Annotated in this window: 16 protein-coding genes and 1 pseudogene; 10 read left to right on the forward strand and 7 right to left on the reverse strand. The window is 67.6% G+C overall.

Annotated elements, in window-relative coordinates; translation table 11 throughout:
• Positions 1-897: isocitrate/isopropylmalate family dehydrogenase (locus tag PHP91_RS14420; RefSeq protein WP_300142141.1), on the reverse strand; the 897-nt coding region annotated here is incomplete at its 3' end.
• A 174-nt stretch (positions 898-1,071) separates the two neighbouring features.
• Here PHP91_RS14420 and PHP91_RS14425 point away from each other — a divergent pair.
• From PHP91_RS14425 to PHP91_RS14440, 4 genes are all read left to right on the forward strand, one after another.
• A complete protein-coding gene (locus PHP91_RS14425; RefSeq protein WP_300142144.1) occupies positions 1,072-1,839 on the forward strand; it encodes an NAD-dependent deacylase in 768 nt (255 codons plus the stop codon).
• Entirely contained in the window at positions 1,836-2,321 is a 486-nt protein-coding gene (locus PHP91_RS14430; protein ID WP_300142147.1) for a GNAT family N-acetyltransferase, read from the forward strand. The genes PHP91_RS14425 and PHP91_RS14430 overlap by 4 nt, the downstream gene beginning before the upstream one ends.
• 322 nt (positions 2,322-2,643) lie before the next feature.
• Positions 2,644-3,987, forward strand: coding sequence for a TrpB-like pyridoxal phosphate-dependent enzyme (locus PHP91_RS14435; RefSeq protein WP_300142150.1), 1,344 nt, complete (start codon positions 2,644-2,646; stop codon positions 3,985-3,987).
• Positions 3,988-4,117: 130 nt separating this feature from the next.
• Positions 4,118-4,585 carry an META domain-containing protein gene (locus tag PHP91_RS14440; protein WP_300142153.1) on the forward strand — a complete coding sequence of 156 codons (468 nt, stop codon included), beginning with the start codon at positions 4,118-4,120 and terminating at the stop codon, positions 4,583-4,585.
• 6 nt (positions 4,586-4,591) lie between these two features.
• On the opposite strand, the gene PHP91_RS14445 is transcribed toward PHP91_RS14440, so the two are convergent.
• Positions 4,592-5,755 carry a glycoside hydrolase family 3 protein gene (locus tag PHP91_RS14445; protein WP_300142156.1) on the reverse strand — a complete coding sequence of 388 codons (1,164 nt, stop codon included), beginning with the start codon at positions 5,753-5,755 and terminating at the stop codon, positions 4,592-4,594.
• A 99-nt stretch (positions 5,756-5,854) separates the two neighbouring features.
• Between PHP91_RS14445 and PHP91_RS14450 the strand changes: the two genes are divergently transcribed.
• The 3 genes from PHP91_RS14450 to PHP91_RS14460 are packed head-to-tail and all read left to right on the forward strand — an operon-like array spanning position 5,855 to position 8,525.
• Positions 5,855-6,868 carry a rhomboid family intramembrane serine protease gene (locus PHP91_RS14450; protein WP_300142159.1) on the forward strand — a complete coding sequence of 338 codons (1,014 nt, stop codon included), beginning with the start codon at positions 5,855-5,857 and terminating at the stop codon, positions 6,866-6,868.
• A 56-nt stretch (positions 6,869-6,924) separates the two neighbouring features.
• Positions 6,925-7,725, forward strand: a complete 801-nt coding sequence (locus tag PHP91_RS14455; protein WP_300142162.1) for an ABC transporter ATP-binding protein — start codon at positions 6,925-6,927, stop codon at positions 7,723-7,725.
• Positions 7,722-8,525: a metal ABC transporter permease gene (locus PHP91_RS14460; RefSeq protein WP_300142165.1), complete on the forward strand. Its 804-nt coding sequence runs from the start codon at positions 7,722-7,724 to the stop codon at positions 8,523-8,525. The genes PHP91_RS14455 and PHP91_RS14460 overlap by 4 nt, the downstream gene beginning before the upstream one ends.
• Before the next feature lie 13 nt (positions 8,526-8,538).
• Here PHP91_RS14460 and PHP91_RS14465 read toward each other — a convergent pair whose 3' ends face one another.
• Positions 8,539-8,952, reverse strand: a complete 414-nt coding sequence (locus PHP91_RS14465; RefSeq protein ID WP_300142168.1) for a hypothetical protein — start codon at positions 8,950-8,952, stop codon at positions 8,539-8,541.
• A gap of 116 nt (positions 8,953-9,068) precedes the next feature.
• On the opposite strand from PHP91_RS14465, the gene PHP91_RS14470 reads away from it, so the two are divergent.
• Positions 9,069-9,449: a hypothetical protein gene (locus tag PHP91_RS14470; protein ID WP_300142171.1), complete on the forward strand. Its 381-nt coding sequence runs from the start codon at positions 9,069-9,071 to the stop codon at positions 9,447-9,449.
• Positions 9,450-9,524: 75 nt separating this feature from the next.
• Here the strand turns inward: PHP91_RS14470 and PHP91_RS14475 are convergent, their stop codons facing one another.
• Positions 9,525-9,986: a 4Fe-4S ferredoxin gene (locus PHP91_RS14475; protein WP_300142174.1), complete on the reverse strand. Its 462-nt coding sequence runs from the start codon at positions 9,984-9,986 to the stop codon at positions 9,525-9,527.
• Positions 9,976-10,995 (reverse strand): 4Fe-4S dicluster domain-containing protein, encoded by a 1,020-nt coding sequence (locus PHP91_RS14480; protein ID WP_300142177.1) that lies wholly within the window; start codon positions 10,993-10,995, stop codon positions 9,976-9,978. The genes PHP91_RS14475 and PHP91_RS14480 overlap by 11 nt, the downstream gene beginning before the upstream one ends.
• Positions 10,996-11,386: 391 nt before the next feature.
• Here PHP91_RS14480 and PHP91_RS14485 point away from each other — a divergent pair, with 391 nt between their 5' ends.
• Together PHP91_RS14485 and PHP91_RS14490 are read left to right on the forward strand one after the other, a co-directional pair.
• A complete protein-coding gene (locus tag PHP91_RS14485) occupies positions 11,387-12,697 on the forward strand; it encodes a citrate synthase (RefSeq protein ID WP_300142180.1) in 1,311 nt (436 codons plus the stop codon).
• A gap of 82 nt (positions 12,698-12,779) precedes the next feature.
• Positions 12,780-13,559, forward strand: a complete 780-nt coding sequence (locus PHP91_RS14490) for an NAD kinase (protein WP_300142183.1) — start codon at positions 12,780-12,782, stop codon at positions 13,557-13,559.
• Between the two features lie 78 nt (positions 13,560-13,637).
• On the opposite strand, the gene PHP91_RS14495 is transcribed toward PHP91_RS14490, so the two are convergent.
• Both PHP91_RS14495 and PHP91_RS14500 read right to left on the reverse strand, forming a co-directional pair.
• Positions 13,638-16,856, reverse strand: coding sequence for a multidrug efflux RND transporter permease subunit (locus PHP91_RS14495; protein WP_300142186.1), 3,219 nt, complete (start codon positions 16,854-16,856; stop codon positions 13,638-13,640).
• A gap of 3 nt (positions 16,857-16,859) precedes the next feature.
• Positions 16,860-17,284 (reverse strand): annotated as a pseudogene (locus PHP91_RS14500) (efflux RND transporter periplasmic adaptor subunit); the annotation flags it as partial.

Here is a 17,284-nt window from a genome sequence, read left to right on the forward strand (position 1 = left end):
GAAGAAGGCGAGCTTGTCGCCCATGTTCACGCCGGGGGCCAGGCCCAGGCCGCCCACCTGCGCCGCCAGGGCGTCGGAGATGTAGTCGCCATTCAGGTTGGTGGTGGCCAGCACGGAATACTGCTCCGGGTACATGAGGACGTTCTGGAACATGGCGTCGGCGATGCGGTCCTTGAGGATCACGCCCTCGCCCGCCTCGCCCTCGCGCACCACGCGGCCCTTGTACTCCTCCTCGGCCACTTCATACCCCCAGGCGCGGAAACCGCCCTCGGTGGTCTTCATGATGTTGCCCTTGTGGATCAGGGTCACGGACGGCTTGCCCTGCTCCAGGGCGAAGTCGAGCGCCTTGCGCACCAGCGGCTTGGACCCGGCCGGGGTGATGGGCTTGATGCCCACGCTGGCCGTGCCGTCGATCTTCGCGCCGAACTGGTCGACCAGAAACTCGATTAACTTCTTGGCCTCCGGGGTGCCCGACTGGTATTCTATGCCCGCGTACACGTCCTCGGTGTTCTCGCGAAACACGCACATGTCCACCAGGTCGGGACGCTTGACGGGAGACTCGATCCCCTTGAAATACTTGATGGGCCGGATGCAGGCGTAGAGGTCGAAGGTCTGGCGCAGGGTGACGTTCAGGCTGCGGAAGCCCTTGCCAACGGGCGTGTTCAGCGGCCCCTTGAAGGCCAGCTCGGCCCCGGCCAGGGCCTCCATGGTCGCTTTCGGCAGGTGCTCGCCGGTCTCGGCATAGCCGCGCTCGCCGGCCAGCAGCTCGACCCAGTTAAGCTTGTTGGCGTCGCCATAGGCCTTCTCGACGGCGGCGTTCAGTACCGGACGGCCGGCCTTCCAGACCTCGGGCCCGATGCCGTCACCTTCAATGTAATATACTGTTTTCTCAGCCAAAATGTCCTCCTTGTGCGGCTATGAAACGGATGTTACTCCGGTGTCAGCGGGAAAAACGGTAGCGGACTATGACGTTTATTCGGCCAAATTGCAAGAAACCGGGCCTGTGAGGACCGCGCCCCGGCGGCCTTTTCACAACCGCGTGAACTCGCGAAAAAACAACGGGAATTATCGATGCGGGCTGATCTCGAAATGGTCAAGGCGCTGCTGGACGGCAGCAGGCGGGTGGTGGTCCTCACCGGGGCGGGCATCTCCGCCGAAAGCGGCGTGCCCACCTTCCGAGGGCGCGACGGGTTGTGGAGGAACCACCGGCCCGAGGACTTGGCCCGGCCCGACGCCTTCGAGGCGCACCCCGATCTGGTCTGGGAATTCTACAACTGGCGGCGCAGGCTCGTGGCCGGGTGCGAGCCCAACCCGGCCCACCGCGCCCTGGCCGAGCTGGAGCGGGTCCTGCCGAACTTTCTTCTGATCACCCAGAACGTGGACGGGCTGCACGTCCGGGCCGGGAGCCGAAAGCTCGTCCAGATGCACGGCAGCCTGTGGCAGGTCAAGTGCACGGTCTGCACACATGCCCGCGAGGACTTCGGCGAACTGCCCGCCCTGCCCGAGTGCCCGGTCTGCGGCCACCTGCTGCGGCCCGGCGTGGTCTGGTTCGGCGAGCCTCTGGTCCCCGGCGTTCTGCGGATCGCCATCGACCGGGTCAGCAAGGCGGACGTCTTCCTGGCCGTGGGCACCTCGGGCCTGGTCCAGCCCGCCGCGTCCTTCCACCAACTGGCCAAGGACCACGGGGCCGTCACCGTGGAGGTCAACCTGGAGCCCACGCCCGTGTCCGGGTTCATGGACTTCGCCCTGCACGGCCCGGCCGGAGAGATCCTGCCCGAGCTCATCGCCGGGATCGCCGACACGGCCTCGGCCCGGTCCACCGGAGGGGGCGGCCGGTGACCGATCCCATCCGCTACGAGCCCCTTGAGCCGACGCGCGAGGCCGAGGCCCTGGCCCTGGTCCGCGCCGTGTTCGACCGGGACGTGGCCCCCGGCTTCTCCGAGGAGGGGCGGGCCACTTTCCACGAATTCGTCAACCTCTTCGCCTTCTCCCGCCGCCCCGGCGAGGCCTTCAGCCTGGGCGCCTTCGCCGGGGACAAGCTGGTCGGCGTCATCGAGGTCATCGACGGCCACCACGTAGCCCTGCTCTTCGTGGCCCGGGAGCGGCAGGGGCTCGGCATCGGCTGGGAGCTGGTCCACCGGGCCGCCCTCGCCTGCCTGAGGGGCGACCCGCCTCCGACGCGGCTGACGGTCAACGCCTCCCCGAACGCCGTGGCCGCATACCGGCGCATGGGCTTCTCGCCCCTGGACGGCGAGCGGGAAAGGGACGGCATCCGCTTCGTGCCCATGCTCCTCTCCCTGATCGGCTTCGACGCGCCGTAGCGGCCCGCGCCTTTCGCCTCCCCTCCTTGACGAAAAGGCGCAAAACGAAGTAACCCTCTCCACTATGAAAACATCCATCTCGTACAACTACTTTTGTGGACGCGGATGGCGCAACGTCAAGCGGCCCGATTCCTAGGCCGCATGCCATCGCTCCGCCGTTCACCCGGACGGCGGCGCGGCTCATGGCATGCGGGCAGGGTATCGGAAGCCGTTGGCGACAGGAGCGCCGACGGTTTTTTCATGCCGAAAGGCAAGCCGGGCCATGCCGGGGAAGCATGGCGTCGCCCGGCCCTCACCCTCAACCGCACCGGAGGAACATTCCATGATCAAACGCATCTTTCTGCCGCAGGACCAACTGCCCACGCAGTGGTACAACCCCATGCCGGACCTGCCCACCCCCCTGGCTCCCCCGCTCAATCCCGAGACCTTCGAACCCATCACCCCGGACATGCTCTCGCCCATCTTCCCGGACAGCCTCATCGCCCAGGAAATGAGCCAAGACCGCTTCATCGACATCCCGCAGGAAGTGCGGGACGTCTACCGGATCTGGCGTCCCTCCCCCCTGGTGCGGGCCGACAGGCTGGAGCGGGCCATCGGCGCGAAGTGCAAGATCTACTACAAGGACGAGTCGGTCTCCCCGGCCGGTTCGCACAAGCCCAACACATCGGTCCCGCAGGCCTACTACAACAAGATCGAAGGCGTGGAGCGGCTGGCCACCGAGACCGGCGCAGGCCAGTGGGGCACGGCCCTCTCCTTCGCCTGCGCCCAGTTCGGCATGGAGTGCGTGGTCTACATGGTCAAGGTCTCCTACGAGCAGAAGCCCTACCGCAAGATGATCATCAACACGTACGGCGGCACCATCCACGCCTCGCCCTCCGAGATGACCCGCACCGGGCGCGAGATGCTGGCCAGGGATCCGGACTGCAAGGGCTCGCTGGGCCTGGCCATCTCCGAGGCCGTGGAGGACGCGGCCACCCACGACAACACCAAGTACGCCCTGGGCTCGGTGCTCAACCACGTCCTCATCCACCAGACCATCACCGGCCTGGAGGTCAAGAAGCAGTTGGCGATGATCGGCGAGAAGGCCACCCACCTGGTGGGCTGCGTGGGCGGCGGCTCCAACTTCGGCGGCCTGGTCCTGCCCTTCCTGCCCGACAAGCTCTCGGGCGACCCGGTCAGGTTCATTCCGGTGGAGCCCAAAGCCTGCCCGACCCTGACCCGCGGCGAATACCGCTACGACTTCGGCGACATGGCCCGGCTGACCCCGCTGGTCATGATGCACACCCTGGGCCACGACTTCATGCCCGCGCCCATCCACGCGGGCGGCCTGCGCTACCACGGCGACGCGCCCATCGTCTGCAACATCGTCAACGAGGGGCTGTGCGAGCCGGTGGCCTACTTCCAGACCGAGTGCTTCGAAGCGGCCAAGCTCTTCATGCAGACGGAAGGGTTCCTGCCCGCGCCCGAGACCTCACACGCCATCAAGGGGGCCATCGAGGTGGCGAAGACCGCCGGGCCCGACGACGTGGTCGTCTTCCTCTACTCCGGCCACGGGATGCTCGACCTCGCCTCCTACGACGCCTTCAATCAGGGGCTGCTCACCAACTTCGAACTGCCCCAGCGGGACATCGAGGAGGCCCTCAAGGCCTGCCCCAAGCTCGGCTAGGCTCCGCCCGGCCCCGCGACGATCCATCGACGGCCCGCCCCTCCGGCGGGCCGTTTTCCTTTCCCCGGCCTTGCCAGGCAGGCGGGCGGCCTGTTACCTAACCGTCAGCAAAACAAGCAAAGGAGTGGCCATGCCCCGTTTTCGTTCCCTGTACTGGCTCCCCGCCTTTCTCATGATCCTGGCCCTGGCCGCCGGTTGCGGCTCCAAGGCGCCGGTGGAGGTCAATCCCGAGGCCGTGAAAAAGGAGCTGGCGGGCAAGAAGTGGTTCTGCAAGGAGATGTTCCGGCGCGACGTGCGCGGCGACGCCCCTCTGACCCTGGAGTTCAAGGAGGACGGCACCGTGAGCGGCAGCGGCGGGTGCAACGCCTTCACCGGGACCTACGCCCTGGAGGGGGACGGACTGCGCTTCGCCCCGCTGGCGGCCACCAAGAAGTCGTGCGGCCCGGCCGCCGACGAGCAGGAATTCACCTACCTCTCCTTCCTCGCCCGCGTGACCAAGGCCAAGGTCGAGGGCGACGAGCTGGACCTCTTCATCGAGGGCCAGCTCGGCTCCATGCACTTCACCGCCTCGGAAGGCGGCGGCTTCTCCCTCTGGTAGGGCCGGTCAGGAGGCCGCCCCGGCGGACTGCGAGGCCCCGCCCCGGCAGAGCGGGCACCCGCCCGGGAATTCCAGGGACCGCTTGAGCCGGAGGATGCGCTCGTAGGACTGCCGGACGCGCGCCTCGGAGATGTCGCCGCGCTCCACCAGGTTCCGAATGATTTCCGTGACCTTGGGCACGATCTCCGGATCGTAGGTGATGTTGTTGCCGAAGAGCAGGATGTCCGCCCCGGCGTCGATGGCCCGGCGCACGGCCTCGTCCAGCCCGTAAAATTCGGTGATGGCCCGCATGTTCATGTCGTCGGTGACGACCACGCCGTCAAAACCGAGCTTTCCGCGCAGCAGCCCGGTGATGACCGCCTTGGACAAGGTGGCGGGATACTCGGAATCCAGGGTGGCGTTGAAGATGTGGGCGGTCATTATCATCTTGACCGGGTCCCTGCCGATGAGCCGCTCATAGGGGATCAGCTCCTTGCCGGACCAGGTGGAGCTGACGTCGGTCAGTCCCTGGTGGCTGTCCTCGCCCGCACTGCCGTGGCCGGGGAAATGCTTGAGGCAGCCCACGACCCCACGCTCGGCCAGCCCCTCCAGGAACAGCTCGTCGCACTTGGCCACCCGCTCCGGGTCGGCGGAAAAGCTGCGGCCCAGCTTGCCGATGGCCGGACTCTCCGGGTTGACGTTGACGTCGGCCACTGGCGCGAAATCCACGTTGAACCCCGAGAGCGCCAGGGTCTCGCCCACGGTGCGCCCCGCCTCGGACACGGCCTCGTCCGGGGATTTTCCCAGCTCGGCGGCCGAGGGCGTCTCGGTGAACCCGTACTTCTTCTTGAGCCGCTGGACCATGCCGCCCTCCTGGTCCACGGCCACCAGCAGCGGGATGTAGGAGGCCTTCTGCAGGTCGGCGATGAGCTTGCGGACCTGGGCCGGGCTCTCGATGTTGCGCCCGGTGCCGACCAGCCGGGTCATGTCGCGGTCGAAGAGGACCACGCCGCCCAGGTGGCGCTCGCGGATGTCGCGCATGATGGGCGAGTTCTCGTCCACCGTGTAGCCCCGGAACCCGGCCATGATCATCTGGCCGATCATGACGTCGAGATCGGCGGCGGCCACGGCGGGGCGGGGGGCGAGCAGCAGGACAAGGGCCAGCAGGGGCAGCAGACGGCGTAAGAACATGGGCGTTTCCTCGGTGTTTCGCCCTTCATAGAACCATGGGGTGCGGCGCGCAAGCCGAAACCGGTTTGCTCCGGCCCGGTTTTGCCCTACCATGCGCCCATGCCCGTTTCCACGCCCCGCCCCGGCTTCCTGCGCCGGACCTTCCGCCCCGTGTGGGCCGATGTCGCTCCCCTGGTGCTGGGCGACGGGGCGGCCGCGCCCGACCGGGCCACGGCGGACCGCTGGGCCCTGGTCCTTGCCGCGCGCCACGTCCCCCACCGGGTGCGCCAGATCCGGGGCGCGGAGGGCGGCTTCGCCGTCCAGGTCCAGCCCTGGTTCCTGGAGCGCGCGGCCGGGGAGATCCGGGCCTACGTGGAGGAGAACGCGCCCGGCGCGCACCCGGCGGCCCTGCCGGACCTGCGCCCGGCGGCCGGGCTGGAGCCCACCGTGGCGGCCATGGTCCTGCTCGTCTTCTTCCACTGGGCCCGAACCCTGGCCTACCCCGCCTTTTCCGTCTATCCCGAGCACTGGCTCGACCTGGGCAGCGCCGACGCCTCGCGCATCCTCTCGGGCGAGTGGTGGCGGCTCTTCACCGCCCTGACCCTGCACGCGGGCGCGGCCCACGTCCTGGGCAACGCGGTCATCGGCGGGACCTTCGTCTGGCTGGCATCGCGGCGTCTGGGCGCGGGCCTGGCCTGGCTGCTGACCATTCTGGGCGGCGGCCTGGGCAACGAGCTCAATTCCCTGATCCAGGGGCCGCCCCACGACGCCATCGGCTTTTCCACGGCCTCCTTCGCCGCCGCCGGGCTCCTGGCGGGCATCGCGCCCTTCGGCGTGGGCGGCGGGCTCCACGGCTTCGGCTCCGGCAGCCTCCCGGCCCGCATCGGCCGGTTCGCGCACTCGGCCCTGGTGCCCGTTGGCGCGGGGCTGGGCCTCCTGGCCATGCTCGGCGCGGGCGAGGACACTGACCTCGGCGGCCATTTCTTCGGCATGTTTTCCGGCCTGGCCCTGGGCATCGGCGCGGGGTTCCGGGCCACCCGGCTCGGCCTGCCCGGCAGGCGCGCGGACGCGCTGCTCTACGTCCTGGCCCTGTCCATCCCGGCCGCGGCATGGGTCGCGGCATGGCTGGCATGACCGGCCCGAGTGTGGTACAACCCCGCATCGCAACGAGGGAAAGCATCGGAGAGGATATGGTGGAACACGTCATCGAATTGAAGGACGTCTCGCTCGCGCTCGGCGGAGCGCCCGTGCTGGAGCACGTCTCGCTCACGGTCCGGCGCGGCGATTTCCTGGCCGTGCTCGGCCCCAACGGGGGCGGCAAGTCCACCCTGCTCAAGGTCATGCTCGGCCTGACCAGGCCCGACAGCGGCACGGTCCGAGTCCTCGGGGCCCCGGCGGGCGAGGCGGGCGGCCGCATCGGCTACCTGCCGCAGTTCACCCACGTCTCCGGCTCCTTCCCCATCACCGTGCTCGACGCGGTGCGCATGGGCCTGGTCCGGCCCGGCCTGGCGGGCGTGGCGGGCATGGGCCGGGGCGCGCGCGAGGTGGAGCTGGCCGACAGGGCGCTTTCGCGCGTCAACATGGAGGAGCACCGCGACCGCAAGCTGGCCGGGCTCTCCGGCGGCCAGAAGCAGCGGGTCTTCATCGCCCGCGCCCTGGTGGGCGACCCGGAGCTGCTTCTGATGGACGAACCCACGGCCAGCGTGGACTCGGCCAGCCGCAACTCCCTCTTCCACCTCCTGGCCGAACTGAACCGCGAGATGACCGTAGTCATGGTCAGCCACGACCTCTCCTCCCTGGCCTCCGGGGTCAAGTCCGTGGCCTGCGTCAACCGGACCCTGCATTTCCACGACGCCCCGGAGATCACCGGGGAGATGTTCAAGATGAGCTACGGCGGCTCGGGCGACGCCTGCTGCCCGGTGGAGCTGGTCACCCACGGCGAGGTGCCGCACCGGGTCCTGCTCAACCACGACCGCGAGGAAGGGGAATGACCGACATCCTGCACTACGAGTTCATGCAGAACGCCCTGGCGGCCGGACTGCTGACCAGCCTGATCTGCGGCATCATCGGCACCCTGGTGGTGGTCAACCGCATCGTCTTCATCTCGGGCGGCATCGCCCACGCCTCCTACGGCGGGGTGGGCCTGGCCTTTTTCCTCGGCCTGCCCGTGCTGCCCGTGACCACGGGCTTCACCCTGGCCGCCGCGCTTATCATGGCCCTGGTCACCCTGCACGCCAAGGAGCGGGCGGACACGGTCATCGGCGTGCTCTGGGCCGCGGGCATGGCGCTCGGCATCATCCTACTGGACTTCACGCCCGGGTACAACGTGGACCTGATGAGCTACCTCTTCGGCTCCATCCTGGCCGTCCCGCGCGAGGACCTGCCCGTCATGGCCGGGCAGGCGGTCCTGCTCCTCGGCCTGGTGGCAACCTTCTACCGGGGATTCCTGGTCATGAGCTTCGACGAGGAGTTCGCCCGCAGCCGGGGCGTGCCCGTGGACTTCCTCTATTTCCTGCTCATCAGCATGGTCGGGGTCAGCGTGGTCATGATCATCCGCGTGGTCGGCCTGATCCTGGTCATCGCCCTGCTGACCATCCCGCCCTTCATGGCCGAGCGGCACACACGCTCCCTGAGCGGCATGATGACGGTCTCCACGGGGCTGAGCGTACTCTTCACCGTGACCGGGCTGGTGGTCTCCTACCTGACAAACATCACCTCGGGCGCGGCCATCATCGCCGTGGCCTCGGTGGGGTTCTTCCTCTCCTTCCTGCTGCCCCACCGGACCGACTAGGCCGGGAGCGAGGCTATTCGAGGACCCGGCGGAGCCAGGCCTGGAAGGGGGAGAACAACTGGCCGGGGACGCGGGCCAGCTCCGGCTGGGAACGGGCATAGAGCACCCTGACCCGCGAGCCGGGAGAGAACCGCCTCCAGGCTGGAGCCGCCACCCGCGACGAGGACCGGCGCAACAGGCCGTCCTGGTCCACGTACTTGTAATCGATGAAGAAAATCATCCCGCTATTGGGCACGGCCTCGGAGCGCACGGCCTCGACCACGCCCACGGTGCCCACCTCGCCGAAGATGCGGGCCCGCTCCTCGCGCAGCACGCCGTAGGGCAGTTGGGCGAGTATGCAGACGATGGCGGCCACGGCGGCGCAGCCGAAGAGGAGCCGCGCCAGGCGCGCGGCGGGCGTGCGGCGGCGGGGGGACGAGACGATCATGCCTCTGGATACACGCGAAGAAAAGTCCGCGCAACCGGGAGTATAACGCGCTTGCCTTCGCGGGTGGCCGGGACTATGATTATTGGTATGAACCCGAACCTTCACAGGCTACGCCCATGAACCGGACCATCCACGACGTGGAGGAGAGCATCCGCCGCATGACGGCGGCCGTCCGCCAGGGACAGGCCGAGGAGATCGGCCGCAGCTTCGGCGAGGACCCCGATCCCGAGGTGCGCCCGCTGGGCTGGTGGGTCCTGGCGCGCGGCGAGGCCCTGGAGAGCGCCCCCTTCGCCGAGCGCGAGGCCGCCCGCGAACGGCTGCTGGTCCAGATCCGGGCCGCCGGGCTGGTCCTGCCCGAGAACATCTGGGTCTGGGACGAGACCGAAACCGCCCAACTGGTCATCACCACGGTCCCCACCCTCAAGCGCGCCGAGCGCCTGGCCGCCCACCTGCGCACCAAGGGCCTCGACATCCGCATCCGGCGCGAGAAGATCTGAACGCCGCCGAACCTGCCGGTTTCCCATAAAAAAGGGGGCCGAAGCCCCCTTGTTTCCTTCATTGCCGACCCGGCGTCATTTCCACCGGGCGTAGGCCGAGCATTTGCGGACCAGCGCCGTCAGAGCGAGGACGCCCATGGCCATGGCCAGGATCAGGTGGGTCCACTCGATGGCCAGGATCGCCTCGGGCGGCAGGGTCACGCCCGGCAGGTTGCGGTAGACCCGCAGCCCGCCGCTGGCGAGCAGCCCGGCCAGCACCGCCGCGCGGGCGAGCCCCAGGCGGGTCAGGACCAGCCGGTCCTTCCATTCGAGCAGCCAGTTGACCGCCACCAGGGCGGCCAGAAAGAGGAGCGCGGCCCCGAACACATAGTGCAGCCGATGCACGGCGTAGAAGTCGCCGGTCCAGGCCAGGCCGGGAATCTCGGTCAGGGCGTACCGTTTGGCCAGGGGCATCTGCATCATGCCGGTAAGGGCCAAGGCGGTCATGCACAGGATGAACAGCCGGGAAATCCAGCGCGGATAGGGTCTACTTGTCATCGCCACTCTCCTTGCCGCCGCCGTTCCCGCCCTTGCCGAGCAGTTTGGCGCCCAGGCCGAGGAACCCGGCGGCCACGCCCGCGATGGGGGCGGCCAGCGCGGCGGCGGCCAGGTTGGACTCGTCGGCCATGACGTCCTTGACCCGCTTCAGGTGCGGCTTGCCCTTGCCCTTGTCGATGGCCTTGTTCAGCAGCTCGAAGGGCACCGGGGAGACGTAGAAGGTGTTGGTGCCGCCGTTCTCCTCCAGGCCGTAGATGAAGCCGTTCATGGAGCGGGCCAGTTCCCGGGCCTTGACCGCCATCTCGGCGCGCGGGCCTATGGTCTGCACGCCCTCGGGACAGACCGGGATGCAGGCGGGCGTCTCGCCCTTGTCCAGCAACTGGTGGCAGCGGTCGCACTTGTACATGACGCCGTTGCCCGCCAGCCGGGGCATGAGGTGCAGGTAGAGGCCCACGCCGGACTGGCGCTGAGGGATGCGCCAAGGGCAGACCGTCCGGCACTTGGCCCCGCCCATGCACAGGTTGTCGGAGATGCGCGTGAGCCCGTTGACCTGCTTGTTGGCCGCGCCGAAGGGGCACAGGTTGGCGCAGGGCGGGTTCTGGCAGTGCATGCAGCGGCGCGGGATGTTGATCTCGTAATGCCGCCCCTTGTAGTCCACCTCGGCCGTCTGGATCATCAGCCAGTTGTAGGGGGTCAGGCGGTCGTCCACGTCCCGCTTGCCGGACCAGTCCTCGGGCTTGGCCCGCCCGGCCGGCAGCATGGGTGGAAACGGCTTTTTCGGCTCCGGATACTTGTGGGCGTTGGACTCCCGGCACGCGTCCACGCACGCGCCGCAGCCGATACATTTGGAAAGGTCGAGCAGGGTCGCGAGCTCGGCCCCGGACGGCGCGGGCACGCGGTCCCCGGCGGCCCCGGCCGCGGTGGGGACGAGCAGCGCCGCCCCGCCGACGCCCAGCGCCTTGAGGAATCCGCGCCTGCTGACGCCGGATGCGTTTTTCTTTTCCTGCATGGTGGTTGCAAACCTCGCGTTGATAGTTGGCCGAAGAACGGCGAACCCGCTCCTCGACGCCGCAAATACCCTATAGGGGTATCTTCGGCGATGTCAACCCCGCTTCCCGAAAAAGGGAGCGCTCGCCTGGCGCCCACGGAGAGAACCGGACGAACCTATATTCAATCATACACAATTATTACATTTTTGGAAACGACATCTTTGGGGCGCCATTTGACACCATTGCCGCTTCTGCTATACTTTGATCCATTAAACAGCCGAGTCCGCCCCCCGATACCTACCATGTTTCGACCGGCCGGCAGCCGACGCACCGTTCGGCCCCAGTATACAACCTAATTTTGTTTTGTTCCCGCCGCCTCACGGGGGGCTAACGTTTTTCAGGGGATTGGCCATGCTGCAAGAAAAAAAAGACGCCAAGGAAAAGACCGCCTACCTCATCATCGACGGAACCACCTACGAGCTGCCCGTCATCGTGGGCACCGAAAACGAGCACGCCATCGACGTGACCAAGCTGCGAGGCCAGACCGGATACATCACCTTTGACCCGGGCTACGCCAACACCGGCTCCTGCACCAGCGCCATCACCTTCGTGGACGGCGAAAAGGGCATCCTGCGCTACCGGGGATACCCCATCGAGGAACTGGCGGCCCACGGCACCTTCATCGAGACCGCCTACCTGCTCATCTTCGGCGAGCTGCCCACGCGCTCCCAGCGCCAGGAGTTCCGCGAGATCCTGAGCGAGCAGGAGCTGCTCCACGAGGGACTGCGCCACCACTTCGAGGGCTTCCCGTCCAGCGGGCACCCCATGGCCATCCTCTCGGCCGTCATCAACGCCCTGGGCTGCTACCATCCCGACCTGCTGGAGCTGACCAGCCACGAGGAATTCCTGCGCGCGGCGGCCAAGATCATCTCCAAGGTCCGCACCATTGCGGCCTGGTCCTTCCGCAAGGCCCAGGGGCTGCCCTTCATGTACCCGGACCCCAAGCTCTCCTACTGCCGCAACTTCCTGCACATGATGCACTCCATCCCGCACCGGCAGTTCGAGCCCACGGACGCCCAGGTCCGGGCCCTGACCCTGTTCTTCCTGCTCCATGCCGACCATGAGCAGAACTGCTCCTGCTCCACCGTGCGCATGGTCCAGTCCACCGAGGCCAACCTCTTCGCCTCGGTCTCGGCTGGCATCTGCGCCCTGTGGGGACGGCTGCACGGCGGGGCCAACGCGGGCGTCATCCAGATGCTTGAGGAGATCCAGGCGGGCCACGCCTCCATCCCGGAATACCTCGACCGCGTGAAGCGCAAGGAATGCAAGCTGATGGGCTTCGGCCACCGCATCTACAAGAGCTTCGACCCGCGCGCCAAGATCCTGCGCCAGGCCGCCCACGACATGCTCAACTCCACGGGCTACGACGATCCGCTCCTGGACATCGCCCTGGAGCTGGCCGAGGCGGCCCTCAACGACGAGTACTTCATCGAACGCAAGCTCTACCCCAACGTTGACTTCTACTCCGGCATCATCCTGCGCGGCCTGGGCATCCCGGTGAACATGTTCCCGGTCATGTTCGCCATCGGCCGCATGCCGGGCTGGATCGCCCACTGGTACGAGAGCCACTCCAATCCCCTGAACCGCATCCACCGGCCGCGCCAGATTTACACCGGCGAGGCCAAGCGCGCCTACATCGAACTCGACAAGCGCCTTCCCTAGGGAAGGTTCCCGGCCGCGCGCCGGGAACGCCTCCGCCCGACGGGCGGGGGCCGCAACGCCGGGGCGCGGGGAGCATGCCCGAATGAACGAGAGAAAGCTCATAGAGAAGGTCGCCTGCGTGGCCTCCCATGCGCCCGAGGCCATGGCCGGGCTCATGGCCCTGTCCGAGCGCTATCCCCTGGTGCCCGTGGAGGAGGCCGACGCCATCGTGGCCCTGGGCGGCGACGGCTTCCTGCTGCGCACCATGCACGCCCACCTCGGGGCCGGCCTGCCCTTCTACGGCATGAACCGGGGCACCGTGGGCTTCCTGCTCAACGAATACTCCCCGGAGAGACTCATGGAGCGGCTCAACGCCGCGCGGCGGCAGTCCCTCTACCCCCTGCGCATGACCGCCACCACCACCTCGGGCGAGAAGCACACGGCCCTGGCCTTCAACGAGGTGGCCCTGCTCCGCTACTCCCAGCAGTCGGCGCACATCCGGGTCAGCATCAACGGCCAGGTCCGGCTGGACAACCTGGTCTGCGACGGGATCATGGTCGCCACCCCGGCCGGTTCCACGGCCTACAACCTTTCGGCGCGCGGCCCGATCATCCCCCTCGGGTCCAATGTCCTGGCCCTGACGCCGGTCAGCCCGTTCAGGCCCCGGCGCTGGCACGGCGCGCTCCTGCCGCACATCGTCCAGGTCCGGTTCGACATCCTGGAGCCCGAGCGTCGGCCCGTGGGCGCGTCCGCCGACTCCTTCGAGGTGCGCGAAGTGGCCAGCGTCACCGTGGAAGAGCGCAGCGCGGTCAGCGCCGTGGCCCTCTTCGACCCCGGCCACTCCCTGGAAGAGCGCATCTTCAACGAACAGTTCGTCAACTGATCCCGCCCGCCAAGGCACAAAAAAACGGGGCCGACGCGCACCGCGCTTCGGCCCCGATCCTATTTCTTCAAGCAGGGGCTAGGTCTCGGGCTTGTCCCCGCCCTCGTCCTTTCCACCAGCTTCGCCGCCGCCCGATTCGGGCGGCGCGGCGGGTTCCGGCTCATTGCCCGCCCCCTTGGTCACCGTGCGGCTGACCCGCGCGGCGAGGCCCTGCACGGCCACGTACAGGGACGGGACCACGATGACGCCGAGCGCCGTGGCCGCGATCATCCCGCCGAAGACCGAGGTGCCCAGGGCATGGCGGCTGGCCGAGCCAGCGCCTGCGGCCGTGACCAGCGGAATGACGCCCAGGATGAAGGCGAAGGAGGTCATGAGGATGGGCCTGAAACGCAGGTGCGCGGCCTCCATGGCCGCCTCCCGGAGCGAGAGGCCGTGTTCGTAGCGCTCCTTGGCGAACTCCACGATGAGGATGGCGTTCTTGGCCGCGAGCCCGATGAGCATGACCAGGCCGATCTGGGCGTAGACGTTGTCGTCCAGCCCGCGAATCCACTGCGAGGCCATGGCCCCGAAGATGCCCATGGGCACGCACAGGATGACCGCGAACGGCGTGGCCCAGCTCTCGTACTGGGCGGCCAGCACCAGGAAGACCATGACGATGGCCAGGCCGAAGATCATGCCGGTCTGGCCGCCGGAGTTCTTCTCCTGGTAGGCCAGGGCGGTCCAGTCGTAGCCGTAGCCCTGGGGCAGGGTCGCCCGCGCCACCTCCTCCATGGCCGCTATGGCCTGGCCGGTGCTGTAGCCCGGCGAGGGCGAGGCGTTGAGCTCCACGGTGCGGAAGACGTTGTAGCGCTGGATGAACTCCGGCCCGGCGATGCGCCGCGACGAGCTCAGGGTGGTCAGCGGGACCATCTGGCCGTCGCCGGAGCGCACGTAGAACTTGGAAAGATCCTCCAGCCGGGTCCGGAACGGGGCGTCCGCCTGGACCATGACCCGGTAGATGCGCCCGTACTTGTTGAAGTCGTTGACATAGTAGCCGCCCAGGTAGGTCTGGAGAGTCTGGAAGACCTCGTTGAGGGGCACGCCGAGCTTCTTGACCTTGTCGCGGTCGATGTCCACGGCGTACTGCGGCACGTTGTCCGAGAAGGTGGTGAAGATGCTGACCAGTTCGGGCCGCTTGGACGCCTCCTGTATGTAGCCGCGGGTCACGGCCGCCAGCTCCTCCACAGAGGAGCCGCTGCGGTCCTGGACCTCGAACTGGAGGCCGCCGGTGGAGCTCAGGCCCGGAATGGGCGGCGGGGTGAAGGCCACCACCGTGGCCTCCTGGATGGTGGCGAAGTCCTTGCGGGCCGCCGTGACGATGGAGGCCAGCGAAAGCTCGGGCGAGGTCCGCTCCGACCAGTCGTCAAGGACCACGAAGCAGGCCAGGTTGTAGGAGGAATAGGCCCCGGTCAGCAGGTTGAACCCGCCGAGCACCTGGAAGTCCTTCACGCCGGGCGCGGTCTTCAGGTACGCCTCCATCTTGTCGGAGACGGCCTTGGTCCGCTCCAGGGACGCGCCCTCGGGGAGCATGGCGTTGACGATGTAGTACCCCTGGTCCTCGTCCGGCACGAAGCTGGACGGCAGGATGGAGAACAGCCCGCCGCAGCCGCCCGCGATGACCGCCACCAGGGCGATGGCCAGCACGGCCCGGCGCATCAGCGCGCCCACGACCCTGCCGTAGCGATTGGTCACGGCCTCGAAGCCCGCGTTGAACTTGTCGAAGAACCAGCCGAGCGGCCCGCGAATGGGCTTGTAGGGCCGCAACAGCAGGGCGCTGAGCGCTGGCGACAGGGTCAGGGCGTTGATGGACGAGATGACCACGGACACCGACAGCGTCAGGGCGAACTGCTTGTAAAGCTGGCCGGTGATGCCGCCCATGAAGCCTACGGGCACGAAAACCGCCACCAGCACCAGGGTGCTGGCGATGATCGGGCCGGTGACCTCGGTCATGGCCTTCTTGGTGGCCTCCTTGGGCGAGAGCCCGTCCTCGTCGATGATGCGCTGGGTGGCCTCGACCACGACGATGGCGTCGTCCACCACGATGCCGATGGCCAGGACCAGGCCGAAGAGGGTCAGGGTGTTGACCGAGAAGCCGAGCAGCGGGAACAGCGCGAAGGTGCCGATGAGCGAGACCGGCACGCAGACCATGGGAATGATGGTGGTCCGCCAGTTCTGCAGGAAGATGAAGACCACCAGGAAGACCAGGATGAGCGCCTCGTACAGGGTCTCCATGACCTCGTCGATGGAGGAGTGGACGAATAGGGTTGTGTCGTAGGGGATGGAATAGGACACGCCCTCGGGGAAGTTCTTCGAGAGCTCGTCCATGGTCTTGTAGATGTTCTTGGCCACGTCCAGGGCGTTGGCGCCCGGCAGTTGGTAGATGAGCAGGACGGCGTTGTTCTCCCCGTTCAGGTGGGCGAAGGTGTAGTAGTTCTTGGCCCCCAGCTCCACCCGGGCCACGTCGCGGATCTTGACCGTGCTGCCGTCGTCGTTGGCCTTGAGGATGATGTTGCCGAACTCGGCGGGATCGGTGAGGCGGCCCTTGACCCGCATGGACATCTGGAACTGCTGGTCCTTGGGGGTGGGCGGCATGCCGATCTGACCGGCCGGGGCCTGGACGTTCTGCTCCTGCACCGCCGCGATGACGTCGGGCACGGTCAGGCCATAGGTGGCGATCTTGTCCGGGTCGAGCCAGATGCGCATGCCGTAGTCCTGGTCGCCGAACAGGTTGACGTTGCCCACGCCCTCGATGCGCCGGAGCGCGTCGTAGATGTTGATCTTGGCGTAGTTGTTGAGAAAAAGAGTATTGTATTGCGGCAGCTTGGAATTCAGGCTGACCATGAGGACCATGTCGGGCGACTGCTTCTGGACAGAGATGCCCGAGTTGCGGACGTCCTGCGGCAACTGGGCCGTAGCCAGGTTGACGCGGTTCTGCACGTCCACGGTGGCCAGCTCCAGGTCGCGCCCCAGGTCGAAGGTGACGGTCAGGGACATGGAGCCGTCGTTGGCCGAGATGGAGCTCATGTACATCATGTTCTCGGCGCCGTTGACCTGCTCCTCGATGGGCGTGGCAACGGACTCCTCCACGGTGCGGGCGTCCGCGCCGGTGTAGTTGGCCGTGACCTTGACCGTGGGCGGGGAAATCTCCGGGTACTGGGCGATGGGCAGGAACAGGGCCGAGAGCGTGCCGACCATCAGGATGATGATGGCCACCACCGAGGCGAAAATGGGCCGGTCGATGAAAAAGCGGACGAACATGGCTTACTCGGCCTTTGCCCCGGTCGCGGCCGGAGCTTCGCCGCCGCCCGAGGGAACGGGCGCGGGCTGTTCCCCGGACACGGCGGGCGCGGGCTGGGCCCCGGACGCCGCGGCCTGTCCATCCGAGTCGGCGGGCTGCTCGCCGGACGCTGCGGGCTGGTCATCGACCTGCATGGGCACCACCACGGGCTTGACGGTCATGCCGCTGCGGACCTGGCGGATGCCGTCGGCGATGATCATGTCGCCGGGCTTCAGGCCCTCGCGGATCACCACCAGCGAGTTGCGCTCGAAGCCGAGGGTCAACGGCTGGTTGACCACCTTGCCGTCCTCCTCGACCTTGAAGATGGACTTCATGCCCTGGGTGTCCATGACGGCGCGCACGGGCACGACCATGGCGTTCTTCACGTTTTCCACCAGCAGCCGGACCT

Source organism: Pseudodesulfovibrio sp. (genome assembly GCF_028692895.1).
Lineage (GTDB): Bacteria > Desulfobacterota > Desulfovibrionia > Desulfovibrionales > Desulfovibrionaceae > Pseudodesulfovibrio.

Excerpts from the sequence above, each read along its gene's own strand:
- PHP91_RS14455 (WP_300142162.1), top strand. The coding sequence starts at position 6,925 with ATGGTGGAACACGTCATCGAATTGAAGGACGTCTCGCTCGCGCTCGGC.
- PHP91_RS14435 (WP_300142150.1), top strand. The coding sequence starts at position 2,644 with ATGATCAAACGCATCTTTCTGCCGCAGGACCAACTGCCCACGCAGTGG.
- PHP91_RS14440 (WP_300142153.1), top strand. The coding sequence starts at position 4,118 with ATGCCCCGTTTTCGTTCCCTGTACTGGCTCCCCGCCTTTCTCATGATC.
- PHP91_RS14475 (WP_300142174.1), bottom strand. The coding sequence starts at position 9,986 with ATGACAAGTAGACCCTATCCGCGCTGGATTTCCCGGCTGTTCATCCTG.
- PHP91_RS14480 (WP_300142177.1), bottom strand. The coding sequence starts at position 10,995 with ATGCAGGAAAAGAAAAACGCATCCGGCGTCAGCAGGCGCGGATTCCTC.
- PHP91_RS14495 (WP_300142186.1), bottom strand. The coding sequence starts at position 16,856 with ATGTTCGTCCGCTTTTTCATCGACCGGCCCATTTTCGCCTCGGTGGTG.
- PHP91_RS14445 (WP_300142156.1), bottom strand. The coding sequence starts at position 5,755 with ATGTTCTTACGCCGTCTGCTGCCCCTGCTGGCCCTTGTCCTGCTGCTC.
- PHP91_RS14460 (WP_300142165.1), top strand. The coding sequence starts at position 7,722 with ATGACCGACATCCTGCACTACGAGTTCATGCAGAACGCCCTGGCGGCC.
- PHP91_RS14470 (WP_300142171.1), top strand. The coding sequence starts at position 9,069 with ATGAACCGGACCATCCACGACGTGGAGGAGAGCATCCGCCGCATGACG.
- PHP91_RS14485 (WP_300142180.1), top strand. The coding sequence starts at position 11,387 with ATGCTGCAAGAAAAAAAAGACGCCAAGGAAAAGACCGCCTACCTCATC.
- PHP91_RS14465 (WP_300142168.1), bottom strand. The coding sequence starts at position 8,952 with ATGATCGTCTCGTCCCCCCGCCGCCGCACGCCCGCCGCGCGCCTGGCG.
- PHP91_RS14490 (WP_300142183.1), top strand. The coding sequence starts at position 12,780 with ATGAACGAGAGAAAGCTCATAGAGAAGGTCGCCTGCGTGGCCTCCCAT.
- PHP91_RS14450 (WP_300142159.1), top strand. The coding sequence starts at position 5,855 with ATGCCCGTTTCCACGCCCCGCCCCGGCTTCCTGCGCCGGACCTTCCGC.
- PHP91_RS14425 (WP_300142144.1), top strand. The coding sequence starts at position 1,072 with ATGCGGGCTGATCTCGAAATGGTCAAGGCGCTGCTGGACGGCAGCAGG.